Genomic DNA, 24661 nt, shown 5'->3' on the forward strand with positions numbered 1-24661 from the left:
GTCCTCAATCCTTCATGCGCCATACCGCCCATCGTCTGCTGCGCCTGATCGCCCTGCTGCAGGCCCGCCGCCAGTGGTCCGGGGCCGAGCTCGCCGAGCGCATGGGCGTGGACCGGCGCAGCATCCGCCGTGATATCGAGCGGCTGCGCGAGCTGGGCTATCCGGTGCAGGCCTCGTCCGGGGTCGGCGGCGGCTACCAGTTGGGGGCCGGGGCACCGGTACTGCCGATGCTGCTGGACGAGGAGGAGGCGACCACCCTGGCGATCGCCCTGCGTGCCGCGTCCGCGACCGTCGCCGGCATCGACGACACCGCCCGTGGCCTGTTGTCCAAGCTCGACCCGCTGGTGCCGACCCGTCGCCGCCAGCAGGCCGGCGAGGTGCATGCGGCGACGGCTACCCTGTCCGACCTTCCGTCCACCGACGCACGCCTGCTCGGGCGGCTGGCCCAGCACTGCCGGCAGGCGTCACGGCTGGCCTTCGAATACCGCAGCGCGCAGGAAGCCGTCACCCAGCGCGAGGTCGAGGCCCAGCACCTGGTCAATTACGGGCGACGCTGGTATCTGCTTGCCTGGGACCTGGGGCGGCAGGACTGGCGCACCCTGCGCGTGGACCGCATGGGCGCCGTACGTGAGTGCGCCGGGCCGGGCCTGCACCGGCGCACCCCGGCGCCGCCGGATGTGATGGTGCGGCAGGCGGTCAGCCAGGCGCCGTTCGCGCTGCAGGCCATCCTCCGCCTGTCCGGCAGCCATTCCGAGCTGGAAGGCCGCATCCCGCCGTGGTGTGGAGTGCTGGAAGCGGATGGCCCCAACCACTGCCTGCTGCGCATGGGCGCCGAGAGCCGCGGCATGATGCTGGCGCAGATTCTCAGCCTGGACCGCCTGCCCGTGGCGCTTTGGACCACCCCGCCGGGCCTGCGCGACGAACTGGCACAGCGCCTGGCGGGCCTCGGCCAGCTGCTGGCTGTGCCGCCGGTCACAGGCTGAGCCACGTCGCTTGGCAAGCCCCGGCGAAGCTGGGACACTCGCCGCCATGAAGGGGATACTGGGGACAACGGCGATCATCATCGCTGCGCTGACCGCTGCGCCGGCCAGCGCTGGAACCCTGTACAAGTGCCAGGGCGCTGACGGCGTCACCAGTTATGTGAGCAAGCGGGTGGCCGGCGCGCGCTGCAGCACCATCAGCTACACCCGTGACACCCGCCCGGCACCTCGACCGGTGGTGGCCGCGCCCAGGCCGGCACCCACCACGGTGGCCAGCATCGAACGCAACCCGGTGGCCGTTGCTGCGAGTGCCGCAGCGCCGGCAACGGTCGCGCCTGCGTCCGTGCCGGCATCCGGTCCCGCACAGCCGGTCGCCTCGCGCAGCGGGCGCATGGTCAGTGGCCAGGTGTATTCCTTCATGAAGGATGGCGTGCGCCACTACACCAGTGCGCGCCCGACACAGGTGGCCAACCTCGGCCCGGTCCGGACCATCCGCTACAGCTTCATGGAGCGCTGCTATGCCTGCGGGGTCAATCCACGCGTGGACTTCGGCACCGTGCGACTGAACACCTCGGCCTTCCAGGCCGAGATCACCTCGGCCGCGCGCGAGTTCGGCGTGGAGGAGGCGGTGGTGCGCGCCATCATCCATGCCGAGTCGGCCTACAACCCGACCGCGCTCAGCCGTGCTGGCGCGCAGGGCCTGATGCAGCTGATGCCGCCGACCGCCGCGCGCTTCGGCGTAAGCGATTCCTATGACGCCGGGCAGAACATCCGCGGCGGCGTGCAGTATCTTGCGTGGTTGCTGAAACGCTTCAATGGCGACCTGACCCTTGCCGCAGCCGGCTACAACGCTGGCGAAGGCGCGGTCGACCGCCACGGTGGCGTGCCGCCCTACAGCGAGACCCAGTACTACGTGCGCCGGGTCGGGCAGCTGGCCGAACGTTACCGCACCGCCCTGAGTCACCAGTAGGCGCCAACCGTTGATCGGCACTCCTTTGAAAGGTAGTGCCGGCCGCTGGCCGGCAACCCCGCAATCAATGTTGTTGCAATGCGTTGTGTGGCGCGCGACGGTTCCGCTACACTCGACCGTGATTCAATGCGGCTCTGGCCCCCACCGGATCCGCTGGCAGCCTTAAAGCTACCTAATCAATATCGGAGTGCCGGATGGCCAACGATGGGGTACACGATCCAGTCAACACCGGACGTCGGCGTTTTCTTTCTGCCACCACAGCCGTGGTAGGCGCCGTCGGCGTCGGATTCACCGCCGTTCCTTTCATCAAATCCTGGAACCCCAGTGCCCGTGCCAAGCTTGCCGGCGCACCGGTGGTGGCCGACATCAGCGCCCTGCAGGAAGGCCAACGCCTGATCGTGGAATGGCGTGGCCAGCCGATCTGGATCGTCAAGCGGTCCAAGGCGATCCTGGACGCGCTGCACGGGCTGGATGGCCGCCTCAAGGACCCCGAGTCCGGCGAGAAGGACCAGCAGCCGGACTACGTGCTGAAGCAGAACCCCGAGCTGCGCTCGATCAAGCCGGACATCTCCGTGCTGGTCGGCCTGTGCACGCACCTGGGCTGCTCGCCGGAAATGGTCGCCGAGATCCGGCCCGAGCCCTACGACCCGCAGTGGAAGGGTGGCTACTTCTGCCCCTGCCACAAGTCGCGCTTCGACATGTCCGGCCGCGTCTTCAAGGACGTGCCGGCGCCGATCAACCTGAAGGTGCCCGCGCACCACTACCAGGACGACAACACCATCATCATCGGTGTCGATCCGCAGGGGGCAGCCTGATGGCCAATATCCTCGCCCGTACCGCCAGCGGCGTCGCCGACTGGGTCAATGCCCGCGCGCCGGGCCTGATGCCGGTCTACCGCAAGCACGTCACCGAGTATTACGCGCCGAAGAACTTCAACATCTGGTACTACTTCGGTTCGCTGGCGCTGCTGGTGCTGGTCAACCAGATCGTCACCGGCATCTTCCTGACGATGCACTACAAGACCAGCGCCGCCGAGGCGTTCGGCTCCATCGAATACATCATGCGCGATGTGGAGTGGGGCTGGCTGATCCGCTACATGCACTCCACCGGTGCCTCGCTGTTCTTCATCGTGGTCTACCTGCACATGTTCCGTGGCCTGCTGTACGGCAGTTACCAGAAGCCGCGCGAGCTGGTGTGGATCCTCGGCATGCTGATCTACCTGGTGTTGATGGCCGAAGCCTTCATGGGCTACGTGCTGCCGTGGGGCCAGATGTCGTTCTGGGGCGCCAAGGTGATCATCTCGCTGTTCGGCGCGATACCGGTGATCGGCAACGGCCTGACCGAATGGATCATGGGCGATTACCTGCCCAGTGACGCCACGCTCAACCGTTTCTTCGCGCTGCATGTCATCGCTCTGCCGCTGGTGCTGTTGCTGCTGGTGGTACTGCACCTGGGCGCGCTGCACGAAGTGGGTTCGAACAACCCCGATGGCGTGGAGATCAAGAAGGGGCCGAAGGGCAACCGCTGGTCGCCGAACGCACCGGCCGATGGCATTCCGTTCCACCCGTACTACACGCTCAAGGATGGCGTCGGCGCCGGTTTCCTGCTGATCATCGCCGCCTTCATCATCTTCTTCGCGCCCGGTTTCGGCGGCCTGTTCCTGGAGCACGACAACTTCACCGAGGCCAACCGCCTGGTGACCCCGGAACACATCAAGCCGGTCTGGTACTACACGCCTTACTACGCGATGTTGCGCGTGGTGCCGAACAAGCTCGGTGGCGTGCTGGTGATGTTCTCGGCCATTGCGATCCTGTTCCTGGTGCCGTGGCTGGACAAGGCCAGGGTGAAGTCGGTGCGCTACCGCGGCTGGATATCGAAGGTGATGCTGGGCGTGCTGGCGGTGTGCTTCGTGTGGCTGGGCGTGATTGGTTCCGGCCCGGGCACCGACGTGCACGAGACCTACATCGGGCGGGTGCTGACCTTCCTGTACTTCGCGTTCTTCATCACCATGCCGCTATGGACACGGTTGGACAAGACCAAGCCGGTACCGGAGAGGGTGACCACCCATGACTGATCGCTGGATGGTCCGGTTGGCCCTGACGGCCACCCTGATGCTGGGCAGTTTCCTGGCCTCCGCCGCCGAAGGTGGCACCAAGCTGCTGCAGGCCGGCAACGATCTGGGCGACCGCGCTTCGCTGCAGCGCGGCGCGCAGCTGTACATGAACTACTGCTCCGGCTGCCACGCGCTGAAGTACCTGCGCTATTCGCGGATGGCGCAGGACCTGGGCCTGACCGAGGAAGAGGTGATGAACAACCTCAACTTCACCGGCTCGGCGATCGGCGACCCGATCCCGGTGGCGATGCCCAAGGAGAACGCGGAGAAGTGGTTCGGCAAGATGCCGCCCGATCTCAGCCTGATCGCGCGCGTGCGGGGCAGTGACTGGGTCTACACGTACCTCAAGTCGTTCTACCTGGACAGCAGCCGGCCGCTGGGCTGGAACAACGCGCTGTTCGCCAATGCTTCCATGCCCAACCCGCTGTGGGAGATGCAGGGCCTGCAGCATGCGGTCCATGGCAAGGCGGAAGCGCCCGGCATGGACCCGCCGGTGACCGGCCTGAAGATCGAAACGCCGGGGTCGGTCGATGCCGGGCAGTACGACCAGGCGGTGCGGGACATCACCAACTTCCTCGAGTATGCCGGCGAACCGGCCGCGCTCAAGCGCCAGCAGCTGGGCGTGTGGGTGATCCTGTTCCTGGCCCTGCTCACCTTCCTGCTGTACCTGCTGAAGAAGGAATACTGGAAGGACGTTCACTGAATCTGCCGCCGGCCATCGCACGGGCCTATTGGCTTTTGTGATGGTCGGTTGCACACTCGGGGAGGAGTCGACCGCCGGCACGGTGCCGGCGGCGCCGATGCGGCAGGCGGTCTCCTGTCGTGGGAGAGCCTTTGATGGCGGCGAGCGTACGCATGCGCAATACACTGACGCTGTTTTCCTCGAACGACGATGTACTGTGCCACCGTGTACGCCTGGTGCTGGCGGCCAAGGGTGTGACCTTCGACTTCGTTCCGGTCGATCCACAGAACCCGCCTGAAGACCTGATCGACCTCAATCCGTATCACTCGGTGCCGACCCTGGTCGAACGCGAGCTGGTGCTGTACGCCGCATCAGTGGTCAGCGAGTACCTGGACGAACGTTATCCGCATCCGCCGCTGATGCCGGTCGATCCGCTCTCGCGTGCGCGCATCCGCCTGGCGATGCTGCGCATCGAGCACGACTGGGTGCCACAGGTGCAGGCCATCCAGCTCGGCAACAAGACCCAGGCCGAGGCTGGCCGCAAGCGCCTGAAGGAGCTGCTGACCGCCTCGCTGCCGCTGTTCAAGGCCAGCAAGTTCTTCCTCAACCCGGAAATGAGCCTGGCCGACTGCGCGATGGCGCCGATCATCTGGCGCCTGCAGTCGCTGGACGTACCGCTGCCGAAGGACGGCAAGGCGATCGAGGACTACGGCAACCGCATCTTCCGCCACCCCGGTTTCGTCCGCAGCCTGACCGATCAGGAAAAGAAGCTGCGCGATCTGCCGGTCTGATCCGGGCCTGCGTTACCCGTCTGCACGCCGACCGGCGTGCAGGTGATCCGCCCCGGCGGGGCGCCGGGCGCGTACACTTCACGCATGACCGAAGACTTCTTCCACATGACCAGCCACCGCCCGTACCTGCTGCGGGCGCTGGTGGAATGGATCAACGACAACCAGCTGACCCCGCACATCCTGGTCGACGCCGGCGTTCCCGGCGTGCAGGTCCCGCCTTCGGCGGTCAAGGATGGCCGGGTCGTGCTCAACATTGCCGAACGTGCTGTCGTGCGGCTGATGATCGACAACGAGATGGTGAGCTTCTCGGCGCGCTTCTCCGGTACCAGCTACCCGGTGCAGGTGCCGATCAGCGCCGTGCTGGCCGTCTACGCCCGCGAGACCGGGCAGGGCATGGCGCTACCGGATGACATCCCGGGCAACGAGACCGCTCCGACCAGCGATGAGCTGCTGCACGAGGAAGGCACGCCGCCGGACGATACGCCGCCAGCCAGCCCGCCGCCGAAGGGGCGCCCGAACCTGCGCGTGGTCAAGTAACCAGGTAACGGTGGGTGCCGACCGTTGGTCGGCACGCCTTCAGCCCTTACACATCCTCGGCATCGTCCACATCCGCGCGGATCTGGCTGATCCGCGCCGCGCCCGGACCAGTGAATGAGATCAGCTGGTCGCCGCGCAGCACCATGCGGCCCACGTGGCGATCGATGCCGTCGTAGGAATACTCGAACTTGAAGGTACGTTCGAAGCCGAGCCGGCCATCTTCGCCGCGCGACAGGCGCAGGCCGGTGGCGTGCACCGCCTGATCCAGCCATTGCACGTCGGCAGCACGGCAGGCATTGCGCCCCAGTTCGACCGCGCGCTCGGCGGCCGAACGCGCCGCGTTCCAGAAGAAATAGATGATTCCGCCGGCAATCAGCAACAGCAGCAGGGTGGGCATGGCGTCAGCCGTCAGGGGTCGATCCCGCAAAGATGGCGGCGAACGCGCGCTGGATCAAGCGCTGCACTCACCGCCGCGGCTGCGGTTCGCTGGACATCGGCTGCGCGGGCACGATGACCGGTTGCGGTGCCGGAGTGGGCTGCATCGGCGTCGCAGTGGGCGAGGGCATCACCAGCGGTGAGGTTGCAGTCAGCTGCAGCAGCGCTGCCCAGTCCTGCCGGTTGAAGCTGCATTCGTCCTCGCGACCTGGTGTGCAGCCGGGGTCGATGCCGGTGCTGTTGCGTTCGCGTGCCGGAGGCAGCTTGATCAGCCCCGTACGATCCAGCTGCAGCAACCGCATCGCTACGGTGTTCATCACGTTGCCACCGATCAGGTACAGGGTCTGGTCGCCGCCGAGGTTGGCCGCCACCACCACTTCGCAATGCGATTTCCAGTGGCCCACCGAGCCATTGCCCAGTGCCTGCACCAGCCCGCTGTAGCTGAGCGTGGTGCTGCGGTCGCGCAGGAAGCACAGCAGGTCGCCCGGTGCGGGTTTGGCCGTGGCCGGGTCGACCAGCCGGTACGGCACGCCCGAGGGGCCGCCCTGGTAGGCGGCACGGATGTAGTCGATGTGGCGTGGCGACGTATTGAAGCCAGGAACGCCGGACTGCACCATCACCCAGGAAATGAACGCGGCCGACCACGGGTTGTCGATCAGGAAGGCGCGGCAGTCGCTGTCGGTGTAGCGCGTGCCCAACGGCGCCAGGCAACTGCTGGCGCCCGCGATGCTGCCCATCGCATTGAGCGTGCCGCTGTTGCGCCAGTAGCCGGCCACGCGCTGCCAGGCGATCAGGCCATTGTCCGCCAGGTGATCGCTTTCGGCCTCGGTGACGCTGAGGCTGGCGGCACGGCCTTCACGATCGATGAAGGGCCGGTACCAGAGCCGATGCTCATTGCAGGCGGTGTTGCGGATGGCCACCGCCAACGGACTCAGGCCGAAGCGGGGCGGAACATCGCAGGCTTCGGCGGCCGCTGCGGACAGCGGCGCCGCGGCCAGCAGCAGGCAGGCAGGCAAGAGCATCCGGCGCATGCGCGGCTCCTGTGGGGGATGACCGCAGCGTCGCAGCGCTGTCGTGAACGCCGGGTGTGAGAACGGGGTCGGATCCCTTTTCCCATGGAAAAGGGATCGGCCCCCACGCCATGCCTCAACCCGGCGGCGGGCCCAGCTTCAGCGACAGATCGATGGCCTGCACGTGCTTGGTCAGTCCACCGATGGAGATGCAGTCAACGCCGTCCTCGGCGATCGAACGCAGGCCGCCCAGGCCCACGCTGCCTGACACTTCCAGCGGAATGCGGCCGGCCGTGATGCGCACTGCCTCGCGGCGCAGGTCGGGGCTGAAGTCATCCAGCAGGATGCGCTCGCAACCGGCTTCCAGCGCCTGGCGCAGCTGGGCCAGGTCCTCGACCTCGACCACCAGCGGCAGCGCGGGCCATTGCCGGCGCGCGGCGGCCACCGCCGCGGCCAGCGAACCGGCGGCACGGATGTGGTTTTCCTTCAGCATCACCGTGTCATAGAGGCCGAAGCGGTGGTTGTCACCGCCGCCACAGCGCACTGCGTACTTCTGCGCCAGGCGCAGGCCAGGCAGAGTCTTGCGGGTGTCGAGGATGCGCGTGCCGGTACCGGCCACCGCCGCCACGTAGCGGGCAGTGGTGGTGGCGGTGCCAGACAGCGTCTGCAGGAAGTTCAGCGAGGTGCGCTCGGCGCTGACCAGGCTGCGGCTGCGCCCGTGCAGCAGGGCCAGCACGGTGCCTGCGGTGACCGCGTCACCTTCGGAGACACGCCATTCGATGCGCACGTCCGGGTCGAGTGCGCGGTGGGTGGCGTCGAACCACGGACGGCCGGCAATCACCCCGTCCTGCTTGCACAGCAGGTAAGCGCTGTCGGCCTGGTCGGGCAGCAGGGCGGCGGTGACGTCGCCGCTGCCCAGGTCCTCGGCCAGCGCACGCGCGACATCGGCGGCGACAACGGCCGCATCCGGCGTCGGCAGCGCGCTCATGCGGCCGGGAAGTCGGCGATCTGGGCGGTCGGAATGGCTTCCTCGGCCAGCAGCACCGGGATGCCGTCGTCAACGCGGAACACCTGCTTGCGGTCGCGGGTGACCAGCGCTTCGCGCAGCGTCTGCGCCAGCGGGTTGCCATCGGCCTTGTTCACCGCGCCGGCGGAAATGGCCTTGTTGAGGGCTTCCAGGCCCTTGCCATCCAGCAGGGACAGGGGCTGGCGGGTGTCCGGCGACACCAGCAGGTCGAGCAGCTTGCGATCCATGGTTCTTCGTCTTGCGTGGAAGATGGCTAGAATACGTCTTTAAGGCAGGTGACGGCCAATGACCCCCAACCCGATCGCGCCGCTTGTCGGCATCGTCATGGGTTCCCGTTCCGACTGGGAAACCATGCAGCACGCCGCCCAGAAGCTTGAAGCCCTGGGTGTTCCGTTCGAAGTGAAGGTGGTGTCCGCGCATCGGACGCCGGATGTGTTGTTCAGTTACGCCGAGCAGGCGGGCCCGCGTGGCCTGCGCGCGATCATCGCCGGTGCCGGCGGTGCCGCGCACCTTCCGGGCATGATCGCCGCCAAGACCGCCGTGCCGGTGCTGGGCGTGCCGGTGCAGTCCAAGGCCCTCAACGGCATGGATTCGCTGCTGTCGATCGTGCAGATGCCGGCCGGCATCCCGGTCGCCACCTTCGCCATCGGCAATGCCGGCGCGTCCAACGCGGCGCTGTTCGCTGCTGCGATGCTGGCCAGCGACCAGCCGGCGATTGGCCAGGCGCTCGACGCCTTCCGTGCACGCCAGACCGAAGACGTGATGGCCCACGACGATCCGCGCCAATGAGCCTGACCGTCGGCATCCTGGGCGGCGGCCAGCTCGCCCGCATGATGGTCCTGGCCGGTGCGCCGCTGGGACTGCGCTTCCAGCTGTACGACCCGGCGGCCGACGCCTGCAGTGGCCCGCTGGCGCCGCTCACCGTCGGTGCCTTCGATGACCGCCACGCGCTGGCGGAATTCGCCGCCAAGGTCGATGTGGTCACTTTCGATTTCGAGAACGTGCCCGCAGACAGCGCGCAGTTCCTGGCCGACCGCGTGCCGGTCTATCCGTCGCCGGCCGCGCTGGCGGTGGCCCAGGACCGGTTGAGCGAGAAGACCCTGTTCCAGCAGTTGGGCATCCCGCTGCCGGCCTTCGCTGATATCCGCAGCCGTGACGAGCTGGCTGCGAAGGCGGCTGAGTTCGGCCTGCCGTGCATCCTCAAGACCCGCCGCCTTGGTTATGACGGCAAGGGCCAGTTCCGCCTGCGCAGCGAGGCCGACATCGACGCCGCGTGGGATGCACTGGGCGCGCAGGTCGAGCGTACCGGCCTGATCCTGGAAGGCTTCGTAGCGTTCCAGCGCGAGGTCAGCGTGGTCGCCGTGCGTGGCCGCGATGGCAGCTTCGAAGCCTGGCCGGTCACCGGCAACTGGCATGTCGACGGCGTGCTGTCGGCCAGCGTGGCACCGGCTGTGCTGTCCGATGCCGAGCAGCAGGCCGCGATCGGCTATGCCCGCCGTGTCGCCGAGCACCTGCAGTACGTCGGCGTGTTCGCGCTGGAGCTGTTCTGTCGCGATGGCGAGCTGTTGGCCAACGAGATGGCGCCGCGCGTACACAACTCCGGCCACTGGACCATCGAGGGCAGCGAGACCTCGCAGTTCGAGAACCATCTGCGTGCCGTGCTGGGCTTGCCGCTGGGCAGCACCCGCATGCTCGGCCACGCCTGCATGCTGAACTGGCTGGGCGCGATGCCGGATGCGGCACCGGTGCTGGGCCAGGCCAGCGGCCATTGGCACGACTACGGCAAGGAGCCGCGCGAAGGCCGCAAGGTCGGCCACGCCACGTTGCGCGATGACAATGCTGCCGCGCTGGCCGATGCGCTGGAGCAGGTCGGCCTGGAGCTGGATCGCCAGGCCCAGGTGGCCCCGGCGGTGCACGCGCTGCGCAATCGCTGAGCCCGGTAGTGCCGGCCGCTGGCCGGCAGTGCAACGCTGTGAAGCGCCGGTGCAGGCATCGGCGCAACATTCCCGGTGGTAGCGTGGAGCTCCTTTCACAGGAGTCACCCCCATGCTCGACTGGAATGCCTACCGCAAGGAACTGAAGGGTCGTATCGGTGAGATCGGCAAGCTCTCACCGGATACGGTCAAGGGCTACGCCACCCTGGCCAACGCTGGCGCGCAGACCAACCATCTCGATGCGAAGACCCGGGAGCTGATCGCGCTGGCGGTGGCGGTCACCACCCGCTGCGACGGCTGCATCACCGTGCACGTGGATGCCGCGCTGAAGCACGGTGCCAACCGCGAGGAAATCGCCGAGGCGCTGGGTGTGGCGGTGTCGCTCAATGCCGGTGCGGCGCTGGTGTACTCGGCGCGGGTGATGGATGCGGTGGCCGCGCACGAGAACGCGTGAAGCCACGCTCTGCTTTCCGGTAGTGCCGGCCGCTGGCCGGCAGATTCGCCATCTCTGTACACCGATGGGGATGCCGGCCAGCGGCCGGCACCACCCCGGGGCGGAGCCGTTGCCTCAGCGTAGCTGGCTCTCAGCGAATTCCCAGTTGACCATCTGCCAGAACGCGTCCAGATAGCGCGCGCGATCATTCTGGTAGTCGGTGTAGTAGGCGTGCTCCCAGACATCGCAGCACAGCAGCGGTGTGCTTTCACCCGTCAGCGGCGTGCCGGCATTGCGGGTCGCCTGGATGCCCAGCTGTCCGCCCGGATGCTGCACCAGCCACACCCAGCCGGAGCCGAACAGGCCCAGCGCGGTGCGGTTGAATTCCTCGCGCAGGCGCTGCACGTCGCCGAACTGGCGCTTCACCAGCTCGCCCAGGCGGCCCTGCGGTTCGCCGCCACCACGGGGTCGCAGGCATTGCCAGTAGAAGCCGTGGTTCCACGCCTGGGCGGCCGCATCGAACAGCTTTCCCTGGGCCTGGCGGACGATCTCCTCCAGTGACGCTTCTTCCCACTCGGTGCCGAGGATGCCGGCATTGACTGCATCCACATAGGCGCGATGGTGGCGGTCGTGGTGCAGTTCCAGGGTCTGTGCGGACAGGTGCGGCTGCAGGGAGCCGGGAAGGTAGGGCAGGGCAGGCAATTCGACAGGCATGGACAGGTTCGTGGCCAGAGGGGCGGCGGCAGCCGGTTCCATCCGCTTACAATGGCGGCTACCGTGGGCAGTCTAGCCGACCACCGCGGTCGGTTTGTCCGGCGAAGCAAGGAGTGAGGTTGTGGCGGTAATGCAGCAAATCCAGGCCGAGGTCGATCGTTACCCGCTCGTGCTGTTCATGAAGGGCACCCCGCAGTACCCGATGTGCGGCTTCTCCAGCCGCGCCGTACAGGCGTTGATGGCAGCCGGCGCGGTCACCCTGCGCACCGTCAACGTGCTGGAAGAGCCCGAGATCCGCGCCAACCTGCCGCGGTTCTCCAACCTGCCGACCTTCCCGCAGCTGTTCATCAATGGAGAGCTGATCGGCGGCTGCGACATCGTCCTGGAACTGTTTGAAGCCGGCGAGCTCAAGCGCATCGTCGAAGAGGCGACCCAGGGATGAGTGCCTGGCCATCGACGTCACCGACCAACGGGGCGCTCGATGGCCGCCCGTTGCAGGATCGCGTGGTGCTGGTTGCCGGCGCCGGCGGTGGGCTGGGCAGTGCGGCGGCCGTTGCCGCCCCCGCCGCCGGGGCCACCGTGGTTCTGCTGGGCCGCAAGCCGCGCCGCCTGGACCGTGTCTATGCCCAGGTCCAGGCCGTCGGCCCCGAACCGCTGCTGTATCCGCTGGATCTGGAGGGTGCGGGCCCCGACGACTATGCCGAACTGGCCCAGGCCCTGCAGCGCGAGCTGGGGCGCCTGGATGGAGTGCTGGTCTGTGCCGCCCATTTCCCCGGATTGACCCCGTTCGAACTGGCCGACCCGGCCAGTTTCGCCCGTGCGGTGCATGTCACGCTCACTGCTCCGGCGTGGCTGGCCCAGGCCTGCCTGCCGCTGCTGCGGCAGCGCGAGGACGCGGCCCTGGTGTTTGCGGTCGATGCCTCCGAACGGGTGGGGCAGGCCTATTGGGGTGGATACGGTGTGGCCCAGCATGGCCTGCGCGGGCTGATCACCAGCCTTCATGACGAACTCGGCCGCAGCCCGGTGCGGGTCAGCGGCCTGTATCCGGGCCCCCTGCGCACGGCGCTGCGCGCCAGGGCCTATTCCGTCGACCAGGACCCGGCCGCCCGGGGCCCGGAGGCCGCCGCTGCGGCGGCCGTGACCCTGCTGTCCGGCGCTGGGCTTTCCTGGCGGGGCCGGATTCTCGACGCCAGTGAGGCGCCCCTGCCGGAATGAGGCCGGGGGAAAGACGGAGTGAAGAACCCGTCACGATTGCGTTGCGATCCGGTGCCGTTTGTCGCACAACCGTCACATTGATGGCGTAGCGTGTTAATCTAGTGTTAACCGTTGTGGCTGCCTTCAGCCAAGCGGTAGGGAACCCCAGATAAATCTCCGACCAGCCACCCGCAGGGCTGTTTGGATGCGCTTTTTTTCCGCCATCGCCAACTCGCATCGAGGCTACCGAAAAATGACCCACCCACTCCGGATGTCCAAGCTCACCCTTGGTCTCGTGGCTGCGCTCGCCGCCGCTCCCGCCTTCGCCCAGAGCACCTCTGCCGGTGTCGGTGGCTGGGTGATGTCCGCCGCAGGCCAGCCTGTCGCCGGCGCTGAAGTCACCATCACCCACACCGAGTCGGGCACCGTTTCGCGTGCCACCACCGATGCGTCGGGTCGATACAACGCGCGCGGCCTGCGCGTGGGTGGTCCGTACACCATCACCATCACCAAGTCCGGTGAAGGCACCAAGACCGAAGAGGGTGTCTTCCTGAACCTGAATTAGGTCAACACCGTCAACGCCAGCCTCGGCGGTGACCTGGCTGCGACCAACTTGGACGCGGTGAACGTCGTCGCCACCGCAGGTGGCCTGGACCTGTTCAGCGCCACCAAGATGGGCAGCGGCAGCAACGTGACCCGCGAAACGATGGATGCGCTGCCGTCGGCCAACCGCAACATCCAGGACTACATCCGCCTGGATCCGCGCATCTCGCAGGTCAGCAAGGCTGACGGCGCGATCTCGGCCGGTGGCCAGAACACCCGCTACAACGCCATCCGCATCGACGGCATCAGCGCATCCGATCCGTTCGGCCTGGGCTCCAACAACCTGCCGACCGAGCGTCAGCCGGTGTCGATGGACGCCATCCAGGAAATCAACATCGACCTGGCCAACTACGACACCACCATCGCCGGTGGTACCGGTGCGGTGATCAACGCCGTGACCAAGTCGGGTACCAATGAGTTCCACGGCACCGTGTACGGTTCGTACCGCGACAAGGACATGGTCCGTTCGCGCCTGGAAGGCGACAAGTCGGACTTCAATGGCTTCAAGGACGAGAAGACCTATGGCATGACCTTCGGCGGCCCGATCGTCAAGGACAAGCTGTTCTTCTTCACCAACTATGAAAAGTACGAGCGTAGTGGTGGCGGTGTCAGCCTGAGCGACAGCCCGTACAACAAGGATCCGTCCAAGGGCGGTATCAGTGATGCCGACATTTCGGCTGTGCAGAAGCGCATGGCGGAATTGGGCCACCCGGTGGGCGGCGTCAGTGACTTGAACAACAAGACCGAGATCGAAGAGTACGCCGTCAAGCTGGACTGGAACATCAACGAGAACCACCGTGCGGCCCTGCGCTACAACAAGATGAAGCAGGACGTCGTCCGCTTCCCGCAGGTCAGTAGCAGCGCACTCTCGCTGAGTGACTTCTGGTACACCCAGCCGACCCAGTACGAAACCTGGATGGGTGAACTGTTCAGCGACTGGTCCGAAAACTTCTCGACCGAGTTCAAGGTCTCGCACAAGGACTACTCGTCCAACCGTGTCGCAGCCTCGCACCTGCCGCAGATGCGCGTCCGCTTCGGCAACAACTCGCTGTACCTGGGTACCGAGCAGAACACCCACACCAATCTGGTCGAGTCGAAGGAACTGAGCGCCTTCGGTGCCGGTACCTGGTACATCGGTGACCACACCGTCAAGTTCGGTTTCGATTACACCGACAATGACCTGATGAACTTCTACGGCCGTAACCTGTACGGCGCATATGACTTCCGTGACCTGGCCTCCTTCCTGACGGGCACCGCGAACGGCTACCAGCTGCGCGTTCCGCGCCCGGGCGGCAGCCTGGATGACATTCCTGCCAAGTTCCACCTGAAGAACACCGGTCTGTTCATCCAGGATACCTGGGCGGTCAACTACAACCTGAGCCTGATGTTCGGCGTCCGCGTGGACATTCCGGACTTCACCAGCCAGACCAAGTACAACGCCGACATCCAGGCTCGTTACGGCTACGACAACACCAAGCTGGTCGACAAGAGCCTGATCCAGCCGCGCGTTGGCTTCAACTACACCTTCGACAGCGATCGCCCGACCCAGCTGCGCGGTGGCGTGGGCCTGTTCGGCGGTGCTGCGCCCAATGTGTGGCTGGCAGGTGCTTACCAGAACACCGGCCTGAACTACGTCGAGTACAACGTTCCGGGTAATCCGGGTGGCTTCAGCGTCGATGCCGATAATCCGTTCATTCCGGACCCGTCGCGTATCGTTGCGCGCCAGAACGTCGACATCATCAACCCGGGCACCCGCCTGCCGTCGGTGTGGAAGGCGAACCTGGCCTTCGATCATGAACTGCCGTGGTACGGCATCGTGGCGTCGGCCGAACTGCTGTTCACCAAGGTCAAGGATGGCCTGTACTTCGAGCGCCTGGACCTGACCAATGGCAAGGGCAATGGCCCGACCTTCGTGTCTGCACAGGACGGTCGTGAGATCTACTGGAACGACAAGGGCCTGAACCAGGCCAACAGCAAGATCGACACCCGCACCGGCGACAACCTGGGCATGGAGAACGGCACCAACGGCGTGCTGAATCGCAACTACCGCCCGAACAACATTGGCGACGTGCTGCTCCTGCGCAACACCGACAAGGGTCGTGGCAGCCAGGCTACCTTCTCGCTGGCCAAGCCGCTGACCGAGAACTGGGGCTGGTCGCTGGGTTACACCTACACCCAGTCGAAGGAAGTGAGCCCGCTGACCAGCTCGCAGAACACCTCGAACTGGAACAACACCCAGATCCTGAACGCCAACGAGAACATCGCGTACAACTCGCGCTATGCGATCAAGGACCGTATCACCGGCACCCTGGAGTGGAAGCACAACTTCTTCGGTGACAATGCTACCCGTATCGGCCTGTTCTACGAAGGTCGCTCGGGCCGTCCGTACAGCTACGTGTTCTACAACGATGCCAACGGCGACAGCGCCATCGGCAACGATCTGTTCTACGTGCCGAAGGGTGTGGGCGACGTGCTGTTCACTGGCGGCGCAACGATGGAGAAGAAGTTCTTCGATTGGCTGGCGCAGAACCCGGAACTCGAGGCCTACCGTGGCAGCGTGGTCCCGGCCAACTCGCACCGCGCCAAGTGGGTCAACAGCTTCGACGTTCGTATCAGCCAGGAATTCCCGGGCTTCGTGAAGGGTCACAAGGGTGAAGTCGCCCTGGACATCATGAATGTCGGCAACCTGCTGAACAAGAAGTGGGGCCTCATTGACGACTACGGCTTCTATGCAACCCGCCGCGTGGGCAACTTCGCAGGTATCGATCCGGCCACCGGGAAGTATGTGTACTCGTTCACCGGTGCGGATGATTCCTCGATCCAGGAAAACAACAATGACAAGGGCAACACTGCCGTGTCGCGTTGGTCCATGCAACTGACTGTGAAGTACAAGTTCTGATCCGTCAGAGCTTGATGATGTAAACGGAAACGGCCGGGGAAACCCGGCCGTTTTCCGTTCAGGCGAAAGTCCTTGCAGGCCACTCCGCATCGGCGTAGCATCCAGAAATGTGCGCGGTGCCAACGCCGCCGATGCGGTCCCGGAAAGGCGAACGCGGGGAGCACACATCCAACGGTCGGGCTTCCCGGCCGTTTTGCTTTTTAAGGGGGCGGCAGTACAGTCGGAAACCTTGAAGGAAGCAAAAAATTGGACATGACCACGAACGAAAAATCAGCCCGCGCACTGCCGGTGCAGGACGCGCGGATCTACCCGCGTGGTGGGCTGGATGTGCTGTCGCGGGCCGAAGTGGCCCGCCTGCGCGATGCCTCTGCCGGCGGCATGCACGAGCTGCTGCGCCGCTGCGCGCTGGCCGTGCTGACCAGCGGCAGTGCCTCTGACGATCCGCGCGCGGCGCGCGATCTGTATCCCGATTTCGACATCCAGGTAGCGCAGCAGGATCGCGGCGTGCGCATCGACCTGGTCAACGCACCTGCCATGGCCTTCGTCGATGGCGAGATCATCCGCGGTGTTGCCGAACTGCTGTTCGCCGTGGTGCGTGACCTGGCCTACATGGCCATCGAGATGGGCCCTGCCTACGCGGCCGAACTGGAGTCCTCCGAAGGCATCACCAACGCGGTGTTCGGCCTGCTGCGCAACGCGCGCATCCTCAACCCCGGTGACCCGAACCTGGTGGTGTGCTGGGGCGGTCACTCGATCTCGCGCGACGAGTATCTGTACACCAAGCAGGTGGGCTACGAGCTGGGCCTGCGCGGCCTGGACATCTGCACCGGCTGCGGACCGGGTGCGATGAAGGGCCCGATGAAGGGGGCCACGATCGCCCACGCCAAGCAGCGCCGTACCGTGACGCGCTACATCGGCCTGACCGAGCCGGGCATCATCGCCGCCGAGTCGCCGAACCCGATCGTCAACCACCTGGTGATCATGCCGGACATCGAGAAGCGCCTGGAGGCCTTCGTCCGCATCGGCCACGGCATCATCGTGTTCGCCGGTGGCGTCGGTACCGCCGAGGAAATCCTGTACCTGCTCGGCATCCTGCTGCGCGAGGAAAACAAGGACCTGCCGTTCCCGCTGATCCTGACCGGACCGACCGTGGCGGCGCCGTACTTCGAGCAGATCGACCGCTTCATCCGCCTGACCCTGGGTGACGCGGCCGCCGAGCGCTACGAGATCATCATCGGCGACCCGGTGGCGGTGGCGAAGAAGATGGCCAACGGCATCAAGCGCGTGCGCGAGCACCGCCTGGCGCAGAAGGACTCGTTCTTCTTCAACTGGTCGATCGAGATTCCGTGGGAGTACCAGCAGCCGTTCGTGCCCACCCACGAGGCGATGGCCGCATTGGACCTGCACCACGGGCGTGCCCCGCACGCGCTGGCGGCCGACCTGCGCCGGGCGTTCTCGGGCATCGTCGCCGGCAACGTGAAGGAAGACGGCATGCGTCGCATCGAACAGTTCGGACCGTTCCAGATCCATGGCGACCCGGACATGATGCAGGCGCTGGACGCGTTGCTGCGCGCTTTCGTCGAGCAGCGCCGGATGAAGATCTCCGGCGAATACCAGCCCTGCTACCAGGTGCTGGCCTGAGTCCGGGCCGGTGCGATGGGGATCGCGCCGGCCGGGGTGGGAAGGTGCGGGTCGTCAAGGCTTTGACGCCCGTCGCCCTGGATTGACCGTTCATCCTGCCGCCGCTTGCCGGTGGCGGGACGATGGCCCATCGTGGCCATCAACACGCTGGGGAGCGTCCAATGTCTTTGCGCCGGCAAAACGGCTTCACGCTGGTCGAGTTGATGATCACGCTGGTCATCCTGGTCATTCTGGCCAGCATCTCCTATCCCAGCTTCCGCACCGCGATGCGCTCGAACCGGCTGACCACCACCAACAACGAGGTGATCGGTCTGTTGTCGCTCGCTCGCAGCGAGGCCATCCGCAACCGCCATGGTGGCGGGGTGTGCGGCAGCAGCAACGGCACGTCCTGCGATGGTGAGTGGAGCAAGGGCATGCTGGCCTGGGGCGACGCCGATGGCGATGGCTCCGTCAGCGGCAGCGAAAGCGTGCTGCGCTTCTCCAAGGGCAGCAGCAGCCTGGCGGTCGAGGCTCCCAGCCCAACCGTCATCACCTTCGATTCCCAGGGACGCCGCCGCGCGTCCGCCGACCAGGTCGTGAGCCTGGTGCCGCAAGGCTGCAAGACGGGTGACCCCATGCGGACCCTGACCGTCCTGTTCTCCGGCCAGGTCCGCTCCACCGCAGGAACCTGCAAATGAAACGTCGTCGTTCCGGCATGGGCGGGCCTGCCCGCAGTCGTGGCTTCAGCCTGATCGAGGTGCTGATCGCGCTGCTGGTGCTGGCGTTCGGCCTGCTTGGCTTTGCGCTGCTGCAGACCATGAACGTGCGGTTCGTGCAGAGCGCCAGCCAGCGCACCCAGGCCACCAGCCTGGCCTACGATCTGATCGAGCTGATGCGCGTGCAGCGCAGCGAAACCCTCAACGGTGGCGAATACACCAAGGCCTCCTTCACTGCCGGCTCGGTCACCGCGCCGGCTGGCCCCTGCACCTGGCCCAACAGTGCCGACGTGACAGCCTCCAAGGCGAACGTGGCGCGCTGGCAATGCCAGGTCGTCAAGGTGCTGGGAGGCAAGGCCAGCGCCAACGTGACCGTCAATGATGGTCTGGTCACGGTGGGCATCGGCTGGGGAGACGAGCGATGGAACGCAGCCAATCCCGACAGCATCACCACGTTCACCCTGGTTACCCGTCTATGAAGCGCGCGCCTTCCGCTGCCAGCCATGCGGCTGGCCTCTCGCTGGTTGAACTGCTGATCTCGCTGGTCATCGGCCTGGTGCTGATGCTGGGCGTGACCCAGATCTTCATGGCTTCGCGGGCGGCCTCGCAGCTGTCCGAAGGTGTCGCGCGCACCCAGGAGAACGCCCGATTCGCATTGGAGTTCCTCGAGCGCGACATCCGGATGGCCGGGCACATGGGCTGCGTGAATGACCAGGCGCACCTGGTGCGCGCCCAGGACAGTGTCAAGGTCAACATTGCCGGCGTGAAGTCGGGTGATGGCAGCCCGATGGACTTCTCGGTGCCGATCCAGGGTTACGAGGCGCAGGGCACCGCGCCTGGCAACAAGCTGACCCTCGGCGCAAGCTGGGGGGCTGCCGGCAGCACGCCGTCGGCGATCACCAATCTGAAGCCCAAACCGCTTGGCGGCAGCGACATCATCGTGATGCGCTACCTGGCGCCGGAAGGCTCGCCGGTGCTGTCCATCGGCTCCGGCACTTCGCCGGACATCACGATCGCCAGTGACGCGGCGGCCCGCCTGTCGGCCGGTGCCGTCACCACGCCCTCGGCGTTTGCCGTGGCCGATTGCAGCAAGGTGGACGTGTTTGCGGGAAAAATCGCCGGCAGCACGATCACGGCCAGCAAAGCCGATCTCTCGGCGTATTCGGCCAACAACGCGGTGACCATGGTCTATCGGGTGGAATCGATGGCGTACTACGTGGCAACGAATACCGCCGGCGAACCCGCGCTGTACCGCGCGCGTGGCGCTGGCGACAACACGTTCGCCACCGGTGAGGAGCTGGTGGAGGGCATTGAGAGCCTGCAGTTCCTCTACGGCCAGGATACCGAGACGGCGATCAGCAGCACCGCGCCACCGACCGGGGTAATCGCCTTCCAGAAGACTGCCAGCGGGGTCAGTACCGGTACCGATGCTGCCGCTGTCGCCGCGTGGCGACGGGTTGGCCTGGTGCAGTTTGGACTGCTGGTGCGCAGCCCGCAGCGCGCCGCGGCCGAGCAGGCCAATACGGCCGTGGCCCAGCTGGGTGTGCTCGGCGTTGGCTTCAATCCGCCCACGACCTACGACGATCGTTACCGTGCCTCCTACGAGGTGTCCGTGGCACTGCGCAACCGACTGTTCGGGAACTGACCCATGAAGCCCTCCGTCTCCCGTCGATTCCAGGGGCGTACGCAGCAGCGCGGTGCGGTGCTGTACGTGGCTCTGATGCTGTTGATCCTGCTGTCGCTGATCGGCGTGGTCGGCATGCAGGTGGCGAGCATGCAGGAGCGCATGTCCTCCAACTACCGGGCCGCCAACGTGGCGTTCCAGGCCAGCGAGCGGGCGGTCCGTGACGCCGAGCGGTCGATCGAGGAGATCGACAACAATACCGGCGACGGCGGCTCGTTGAAGGCTGACGCCATCAAGCGCATCTGCGATGACGGCTTCGATCCCACCCGCTGGGTGGGAGAGCAGAAACTGTCGGCGGCGCCGGTGGTCAGCGTGCGCCGCATCGACGCCTGCATCCAGGGCGAATCGACGCTGGGCATGGGCACGCCGGAAAGCGAAGAGCCCACCCGCGTCTACCAGATCACCGCGTTCGGCTCCGATCGCGATGCCGCCACCAGCAACGAGGGTACTTCCTCGGCGGCTGTCGACACTGTTTTCAAGCTTTGAGGAACCCGGTCATGGCGACCCGAAAGATCAAGATCCTGGCCGGCTCCGGGCTGTTGCTGGCGGTGGCTGGCGGCACCTGGCTTGCGATGAACCTGTTCGCCGCGCAGGCGCAGGGCACATTGTCGCAGCACCCGATGAACCTGAAGGTCTCCGCGCCGCCGTCATTCATCATGGCGGTGGATGATTCGGGTTCGATGACCTTCCAGACCCAGTTCCCAGGGCAGGATGGAACGGCGTGCTGGAACTATGCCCGGCAGAGCTTCTTCAGATCCAAGGGTGTACTGAACACCGTTGACGACATCATCAGTGGCTACGATCGCTATGGAAATCCCATCTATGGCGCGGGTGAGTGCGACTACTTCTATGTACTGCCAGGTGCCCGAATCAACGACAACAGCGGCATTCCCGCGCTGGACGTATTCGGGTTCGCGCGATCGGCCGCCTACAATCCGGCGTACTACGATCCGAACATCAAGTACGAGCCTTGGCTGAACATCGTCAAGGAAGAGGTCGTGTCCTATCCTCAGGCCAATACGACAGCCACCCTCATTGATCCGCGTGACACGGGTAATTCGCTGTCGCTTGCTGCGAGCTACCTGGGTAAATCCAGTTGGGATGTCCAACGGATGCAGAAGGGCATGGTTGCGCCGCAGGGGCAGGCCTATGCGAATGTGACCCGATACGAGGATCGCTCGGGGAACGTAACGTATACATTCGGTAGCGAAAACAGCAATGGCAATAGCGCTGGCCGAAGCTGGACTTCGGCGGATTACGCATCTCTCAGGTACGTTCCGGCAACATTCTTCATGCCCTACAGCAGTGATGCGGACCCCCGTCCCCAGCTGCCGGGGACGACCAATGCATATGCGGGCGTGAAGCGCACCAGAATTGCGGGTGCCTGTGGCCCAGGGTGTGACATGTGGAAGTATGTCATCGCATCCGGTGATGCCGCCGCGCTCCAGAATTTCGCCAACTGGTACTCCTACTACGGTAACCGAAACCGCGCGATGATCGCCGGCATGACGCATGCGTTGAACGTCAACGACATGTATGTCGGCTACTTCAAGATCAACGACTTCCTGAAGTACAACAGCTCGTCGGATGATGCGAAGCGTCTCGCGATCCAGGACATGAGCCTGATCTCGCAAAAGGCGAAACTGTACAGCGACATGATTGCGCTGACCGCCAATGGCGGTACGCCCAACCGAAATGCGGTCAATGCGGCCGGCCTGCAGTTCATGCGAACCGACGATGCGGCCCCCATCAAGCTTTCCTGCCAGAAAAACGCGGTGATGCTGTTCACCGATGGCTACAGCAACAACGGCAACGGGTTCCCATCGAGTTCGATTCCCACCCCAGGGAACATTGACGGTGCCATGGGTGCCCCGTTCAAGGACAGCAACTCGGATACGATGGCTGATATCGCGGCGTATTATTACGTCAATCCGTTGCGCACCGATACCGCGATGCCCAAGGGCAATGTGCCGGTGCCGGAGCAGTGCGCGACCAGTACCGACAAGTCGCTGGACTGCAACAAGAACCTGCATATCAACTTCTACGGGATCACCCTGGGTGCGCGTGGCAACCTGTTCGATCCGGACAAACAGCAGAATCCGTATACCGATTCGGCCATCTACAACAACTGGCCGCCACGTCAGAACAACAACCCCAGCACCGTGGATGACATCTGGCACGCCGCGACCAATACCCGCGGTGAGTACATCAACGCGCGTACTCCGGCAGACATCACCACGGCCATGCGCCGGGTGCTCTCGTCGGTCACCTCCGGGCCAGCGCCTTCGGGCAGCCAGGGCCTGACCGGCGCGCGTATCGGTACCGGGTCGCTGGCGGTCACGCCCCAGTTCGAAGTGGCCAACGAGGAAACCGATTGGTTCAGTCGCCTGAAGGCATCCAAGCTTGCGGTGAACGACAAGACGCAGCAGACCGAGTACACGCAGGTGTGGGAAGCGGCGGAGAAACTGGGGGCGCAGCGTTCGCGCACCATCGTTGCCACCAAGGGCAATGCTGCAGTTGACTTCAGCAGCACCAATATCGCCTTCACCGACCTCTGCAACAAGGATGAGAAGCAGTATCCGGGCATTGCGCGCTGTTCCGCGACCGAGGCTGAAAAGCTGGGCGGCGACATCGCCACGGCCATGGCTTATCTGCGCGGCGACGCATCGCGCGAAGTACGCAACTCGGGGGGCATCTATCGCACCCGTACCACCGTGCTGGGCGACATTGTCAATTCCAGCCCGGTGATCAGTTCGCCCCGCGATGACTATGGCTACCAGCGCATCAGCACCGCGATGGCGACCTCGTATGCGACGTACCTGACCCGCAAGCGCAACAATGGCCGCTACATGGTCTATGTCGGTGCCAACGACGGCATGCTGCATGCCTTCGACGGTGGCATGAACGGCAATGGCGTAAGTGACGGTGCCGGAGGCAGCGAGACCTTCGCCTACATCCCTGGAACCGCGCTGGGCCACATGGCCAACCTGCTGTATCCCTACGTGGCGGCCAACAAGTCCGACCAGCGCTTCCGTCATCGCTACTACGTGGATGGACCGATCGCGGTGGCGGATGCACAGATCGGTGGCAACTGGGCCACGGCGCTCGTCGGTACGGCGGGCGCCGGTGGGCGCTCGGTGTTCGCGCTGGATGTAACCACGCCGTCCAGCTTCGGCACCGGCAATCGCCTGTGGGAAATCAGTGACGTGGCGCCGGGGCTCGACAGCACCATAAAGGCGAACATCGGCCATGTCCTTGGCAAGCCGGTGATCGTGCCGGTGAAGGAAGGGACCGGGGTGGCGTGGAAAGCGATCTTCGGCAACGGTTACAACAGCCTCAGCCGCAAGGCCGTGCTGTTCGTGGTCGACCTGGGATCGGGCGCGGTGCGGATGATCACTGCTACCGAGGCCGCAGCAACCGCACCCGCCGGTGACAATGGCCTGGGCAACATCGTGGCTGTCGACCGTTGGCGCGCCGACAGCGCCGGTGGGACGGGGCGTGTACGTGGCCGTGACGGCCTGGCGGACACGATCTATGCGGCCGACCAGCGCGGCGCGCTGTGGAAGTTCGACCTGGAAAGCACGGCGACCTCGGTCACCACGCCGGTGTTCACCACGGCGCGCCAGACCAACAACAACAACCAGGTGTATCGCCAGCCGATTACCGGTGGCATGACCGCCGTGACCGGACCCGGTGGTGGCGTGATGCTGGTGCTGGGTACCGGCAGCTTCTCCTTCGACAATGACCCCCAGGATCTCACCGCGCAATCGCTGTACGGTGTCAACGACACCAGCAAGGACCAGCCGGAGGCCACGATCGTGCCCGCCAATCTGGTGGCCTATACGGTGACCACCACCAACAAGTTGCGCACGGTCACGGCCACGCCCTTCTCCGGGGCGGCGCGCGGATGGAGCATTGCACTGCCCGGCGCAGGTGAACGCTTTGTTGGTAATCCTGCCGTGGCGTCGGGAACGGTGTTCATGCCGACCTACATGCCTACCGCGGGTGGCCGTGGCTGTTCGACCGAGGGAAGCAACTGGCTGTTTGGCCTCAATCCGATCTCGGGTGTTGCATCGCTGGAGCAGGCGCGGGTCGGGTCCATTACCGGCACGCCCTACGGAGCGGGCACGGCTGGCGTGAGTCTCGACACCGGCGGCACCGCACCGGTGAAGGACGTCAATGTCTCGGTGATGCCACGCCTGGCAAAGGGTGCCGATCGAGGCGGACGTGCCTGCTGGATGGCGGTCAACGTGGCGGGTGCTCCGACGATGTACGTGCCTTATCCCTGCGGTCGCCAATCCTGGCGCCAGATCCAGTAA

25 protein-coding genes are annotated in these 24661 nt (G+C 65.5%); 20 read left to right on the plus strand and 5 right to left on the minus strand.

Going from position 1 to position 24661, the window contains the following annotated elements; all coding sequences use genetic code 11:
* Positions 1-14 precede the first annotated feature (14 nt).
* From AC5P6X_RS00815 to AC5P6X_RS00845, 7 genes are all read left to right on the plus strand, one after another.
* Positions 15-983, plus strand: a complete 969-nt coding sequence (locus tag AC5P6X_RS00815) for a helix-turn-helix transcriptional regulator (protein WP_049451336.1) — start codon at positions 15-17, stop codon at positions 981-983.
* A gap of 46 nt (positions 984-1029) precedes the next feature.
* Positions 1030-1950, plus strand: a complete 921-nt coding sequence (locus AC5P6X_RS00820) for a lytic transglycosylase domain-containing protein (RefSeq protein ID WP_005408839.1) — start codon at positions 1030-1032, stop codon at positions 1948-1950.
* A gap of 194 nt (positions 1951-2144) precedes the next feature.
* Positions 2145-2765 carry a ubiquinol-cytochrome c reductase iron-sulfur subunit gene (gene petA, locus AC5P6X_RS00825; protein ID WP_004151998.1) on the plus strand — a complete coding sequence of 207 codons (621 nt, stop codon included), beginning with the start codon at positions 2145-2147 and terminating at the stop codon, positions 2763-2765.
* Positions 2765-4024 (plus strand): cytochrome b, encoded by a 1260-nt coding sequence (locus tag AC5P6X_RS00830; protein WP_049451337.1) that lies wholly within the window; start codon positions 2765-2767, stop codon positions 4022-4024. Before petA ends, AC5P6X_RS00830 begins: the two co-directional genes overlap by 1 nt.
* Positions 4017-4766: a cytochrome c1 gene (locus tag AC5P6X_RS00835; RefSeq protein ID WP_005408841.1), complete on the plus strand. Its 750-nt coding sequence runs from the start codon at positions 4017-4019 to the stop codon at positions 4764-4766. Before AC5P6X_RS00830 ends, AC5P6X_RS00835 begins: the two co-directional genes overlap by 8 nt.
* A gap of 134 nt (positions 4767-4900) precedes the next feature.
* Positions 4901-5536 carry a glutathione S-transferase N-terminal domain-containing protein gene (locus AC5P6X_RS00840; RefSeq protein WP_005408842.1) on the plus strand — a complete coding sequence of 212 codons (636 nt, stop codon included), beginning with the start codon at positions 4901-4903 and terminating at the stop codon, positions 5534-5536.
* Between the two features lie 84 nt (positions 5537-5620).
* Positions 5621-6073, plus strand: coding sequence for a ClpXP protease specificity-enhancing factor (locus AC5P6X_RS00845; RefSeq protein ID WP_005412806.1), 453 nt, complete (start codon positions 5621-5623; stop codon positions 6071-6073).
* Positions 6074-6119: 46 nt separating this feature from the next.
* On the opposite strand, the gene AC5P6X_RS00850 is transcribed toward AC5P6X_RS00845, so the two are convergent.
* From AC5P6X_RS00850 to AC5P6X_RS00865, 4 genes are all read right to left on the minus strand, one after another.
* Complete coding sequence (locus tag AC5P6X_RS00850; RefSeq protein ID WP_005408844.1) at positions 6120-6470, minus strand: DUF3301 domain-containing protein; 351 nt, start codon at positions 6468-6470, stop codon at positions 6120-6122.
* A gap of 67 nt (positions 6471-6537) precedes the next feature.
* A complete protein-coding gene (locus tag AC5P6X_RS00855; protein WP_088436335.1) occupies positions 6538-7539 on the minus strand; it encodes a DUF2272 domain-containing protein in 1002 nt (333 codons plus the stop codon).
* A 115-nt stretch (positions 7540-7654) separates the two neighbouring features.
* Positions 7655-8506 (minus strand): carboxylating nicotinate-nucleotide diphosphorylase, encoded by an 852-nt coding sequence (nadC, locus tag AC5P6X_RS00860; protein WP_005408846.1) that lies wholly within the window; start codon positions 8504-8506, stop codon positions 7655-7657.
* A complete protein-coding gene (locus AC5P6X_RS00865) occupies positions 8503-8772 on the minus strand; it encodes a Trm112 family protein (RefSeq protein WP_059033886.1) in 270 nt (89 codons plus the stop codon). The genes nadC and AC5P6X_RS00865 overlap by 4 nt, the downstream gene beginning before the upstream one ends.
* Positions 8773-8830: 58 nt before the next feature.
* Here AC5P6X_RS00865 and purE point away from each other — a divergent pair, with 58 nt between their 5' ends.
* From purE to AC5P6X_RS00880, 3 genes are all read left to right on the plus strand, one after another.
* Complete coding sequence (purE, locus tag AC5P6X_RS00870; RefSeq protein WP_005412808.1) at positions 8831-9334, plus strand: 5-(carboxyamino)imidazole ribonucleotide mutase; 504 nt, start codon at positions 8831-8833, stop codon at positions 9332-9334.
* The gene (locus tag AC5P6X_RS00875) at positions 9331-10479 is read left to right on the plus strand and encodes a 5-(carboxyamino)imidazole ribonucleotide synthase (protein WP_329755849.1); all 1149 of its coding nucleotides are present in this window, start codon (positions 9331-9333) and stop codon (positions 10477-10479) included. The genes purE and AC5P6X_RS00875 overlap by 4 nt, the downstream gene beginning before the upstream one ends.
* Before the next feature lie 112 nt (positions 10480-10591).
* On the plus strand, positions 10592-10933 hold the full coding sequence (locus AC5P6X_RS00880; protein WP_005408850.1) for a carboxymuconolactone decarboxylase family protein: 342 nt from the start codon (positions 10592-10594) through the stop codon (positions 10931-10933).
* Positions 10934-11047: 114 nt separating this feature from the next.
* On the opposite strand, the gene AC5P6X_RS00885 is transcribed toward AC5P6X_RS00880, so the two are convergent.
* On the minus strand, positions 11048-11626 hold the full coding sequence (locus AC5P6X_RS00885) for a superoxide dismutase (RefSeq protein WP_099605690.1): 579 nt from the start codon (positions 11624-11626) through the stop codon (positions 11048-11050).
* Positions 11627-11747: 121 nt separating this feature from the next.
* On the opposite strand from AC5P6X_RS00885, the gene grxD reads away from it, so the two are divergent.
* The 10 genes from grxD (at position 11748) to AC5P6X_RS00935 (ending at position 24661) form a co-directional block, all read left to right on the plus strand.
* Entirely contained in the window at positions 11748-12068 is a 321-nt protein-coding gene (grxD, locus tag AC5P6X_RS00890; protein WP_005408852.1) for a Grx4 family monothiol glutaredoxin, read from the plus strand.
* The gene (locus tag AC5P6X_RS00895; protein WP_495215285.1) at positions 12065-12841 is read left to right on the plus strand and encodes an SDR family NAD(P)-dependent oxidoreductase; all 777 of its coding nucleotides are present in this window, start codon (positions 12065-12067) and stop codon (positions 12839-12841) included. The genes grxD and AC5P6X_RS00895 overlap by 4 nt, the downstream gene beginning before the upstream one ends.
* A gap of 232 nt (positions 12842-13073) precedes the next feature.
* Positions 13074-13385, plus strand: coding sequence for a carboxypeptidase-like regulatory domain-containing protein (locus AC5P6X_RS00900; RefSeq protein WP_495215286.1), 312 nt, complete (start codon positions 13074-13076; stop codon positions 13383-13385).
* Between the two features lie 57 nt (positions 13386-13442).
* Positions 13443-16322, plus strand: coding sequence for a TonB-dependent receptor plug domain-containing protein (locus tag AC5P6X_RS00905; RefSeq protein ID WP_495215287.1), 2880 nt, complete (start codon positions 13443-13445; stop codon positions 16320-16322).
* Positions 16323-16574: 252 nt separating this feature from the next.
* Positions 16575-17963 carry a nucleotide 5'-monophosphate nucleosidase PpnN gene (gene ppnN / locus AC5P6X_RS00910; protein ID WP_005408855.1) on the plus strand — a complete coding sequence of 463 codons (1389 nt, stop codon included), beginning with the start codon at positions 16575-16577 and terminating at the stop codon, positions 17961-17963.
* Between the two features lie 161 nt (positions 17964-18124).
* Complete coding sequence (locus AC5P6X_RS00915) at positions 18125-18640, plus strand: GspH/FimT family pseudopilin (RefSeq protein WP_005408856.1); 516 nt, start codon at positions 18125-18127, stop codon at positions 18638-18640.
* Positions 18637-19137, plus strand: coding sequence for a type IV pilus modification protein PilV (pilV, locus tag AC5P6X_RS00920; RefSeq protein ID WP_005408857.1), 501 nt, complete (start codon positions 18637-18639; stop codon positions 19135-19137). Before AC5P6X_RS00915 ends, pilV begins: the two co-directional genes overlap by 4 nt.
* A complete protein-coding gene (locus AC5P6X_RS00925; RefSeq protein WP_005408858.1) occupies positions 19134-20303 on the plus strand; it encodes a PilW family protein in 1170 nt (389 codons plus the stop codon). Before pilV ends, AC5P6X_RS00925 begins: the two co-directional genes overlap by 4 nt.
* A 3-nt stretch (positions 20304-20306) precedes the next feature.
* Positions 20307-20828, plus strand: coding sequence for a pilus assembly PilX family protein (locus tag AC5P6X_RS00930; RefSeq protein WP_005408859.1), 522 nt, complete (start codon positions 20307-20309; stop codon positions 20826-20828).
* Between the two features lie 11 nt (positions 20829-20839).
* Complete coding sequence (locus tag AC5P6X_RS00935; protein ID WP_049451346.1) at positions 20840-24661, plus strand: pilus assembly protein; 3822 nt, start codon at positions 20840-20842, stop codon at positions 24659-24661.

It is taken from the genome of Stenotrophomonas sp. YJH_SMC_40, from assembly GCF_059368615.1.

Bases quoted from the DNA above. Each gene is read 5' to 3' on its own strand.
- AC5P6X_RS00815 (WP_049451336.1), top strand. From the start codon at position 15: ATGCGCCATACCGCCCATCGTCTGCTGCGCCTGATCGCCCTGCTGCAG.
- AC5P6X_RS00820 (WP_005408839.1), top strand. From the start codon at position 1,030: ATGAAGGGGATACTGGGGACAACGGCGATCATCATCGCTGCGCTGACC.
- petA (WP_004151998.1), top strand. From the start codon at position 2,145: ATGGCCAACGATGGGGTACACGATCCAGTCAACACCGGACGTCGGCGT.
- AC5P6X_RS00830 (WP_049451337.1), top strand. From the start codon at position 2,765: ATGGCCAATATCCTCGCCCGTACCGCCAGCGGCGTCGCCGACTGGGTC.
- AC5P6X_RS00835 (WP_005408841.1), top strand. From the start codon at position 4,017: ATGACTGATCGCTGGATGGTCCGGTTGGCCCTGACGGCCACCCTGATG.
- AC5P6X_RS00840 (WP_005408842.1), top strand. From the start codon at position 4,901: ATGGCGGCGAGCGTACGCATGCGCAATACACTGACGCTGTTTTCCTCG.
- AC5P6X_RS00845 (WP_005412806.1), top strand. From the start codon at position 5,621: ATGACCGAAGACTTCTTCCACATGACCAGCCACCGCCCGTACCTGCTG.
- AC5P6X_RS00850 (WP_005408844.1), bottom strand. From the start codon at position 6,470: ATGCCCACCCTGCTGCTGTTGCTGATTGCCGGCGGAATCATCTATTTC.
- AC5P6X_RS00855 (WP_088436335.1), bottom strand. From the start codon at position 7,539: ATGCGCCGGATGCTCTTGCCTGCCTGCCTGCTGCTGGCCGCGGCGCCG.
- nadC (WP_005408846.1), bottom strand. From the start codon at position 8,506: ATGAGCGCGCTGCCGACGCCGGATGCGGCCGTTGTCGCCGCCGATGTC.
- AC5P6X_RS00865 (WP_059033886.1), bottom strand. From the start codon at position 8,772: ATGGATCGCAAGCTGCTCGACCTGCTGGTGTCGCCGGACACCCGCCAG.
- purE (WP_005412808.1), top strand. From the start codon at position 8,831: ATGACCCCCAACCCGATCGCGCCGCTTGTCGGCATCGTCATGGGTTCC.
- AC5P6X_RS00875 (WP_329755849.1), top strand. From the start codon at position 9,331: ATGAGCCTGACCGTCGGCATCCTGGGCGGCGGCCAGCTCGCCCGCATG.
- AC5P6X_RS00880 (WP_005408850.1), top strand. From the start codon at position 10,592: ATGCTCGACTGGAATGCCTACCGCAAGGAACTGAAGGGTCGTATCGGT.
- AC5P6X_RS00885 (WP_099605690.1), bottom strand. From the start codon at position 11,626: ATGCCTGTCGAATTGCCTGCCCTGCCCTACCTTCCCGGCTCCCTGCAG.
- AC5P6X_RS00895 (WP_495215285.1), top strand. From the start codon at position 12,065: ATGAGTGCCTGGCCATCGACGTCACCGACCAACGGGGCGCTCGATGGC.
- AC5P6X_RS00900 (WP_495215286.1), top strand. From the start codon at position 13,074: ATGACCCACCCACTCCGGATGTCCAAGCTCACCCTTGGTCTCGTGGCT.
- ppnN (WP_005408855.1), top strand. From the start codon at position 16,575: ATGACCACGAACGAAAAATCAGCCCGCGCACTGCCGGTGCAGGACGCG.
- AC5P6X_RS00915 (WP_005408856.1), top strand. From the start codon at position 18,125: ATGTCTTTGCGCCGGCAAAACGGCTTCACGCTGGTCGAGTTGATGATC.
- pilV (WP_005408857.1), top strand. From the start codon at position 18,637: ATGAAACGTCGTCGTTCCGGCATGGGCGGGCCTGCCCGCAGTCGTGGC.
- AC5P6X_RS00925 (WP_005408858.1), top strand. From the start codon at position 19,134: ATGAAGCGCGCGCCTTCCGCTGCCAGCCATGCGGCTGGCCTCTCGCTG.
- AC5P6X_RS00930 (WP_005408859.1), top strand. From the start codon at position 20,307: ATGAAGCCCTCCGTCTCCCGTCGATTCCAGGGGCGTACGCAGCAGCGC.
- AC5P6X_RS00935 (WP_049451346.1), top strand. From the start codon at position 20,840: ATGGCGACCCGAAAGATCAAGATCCTGGCCGGCTCCGGGCTGTTGCTG.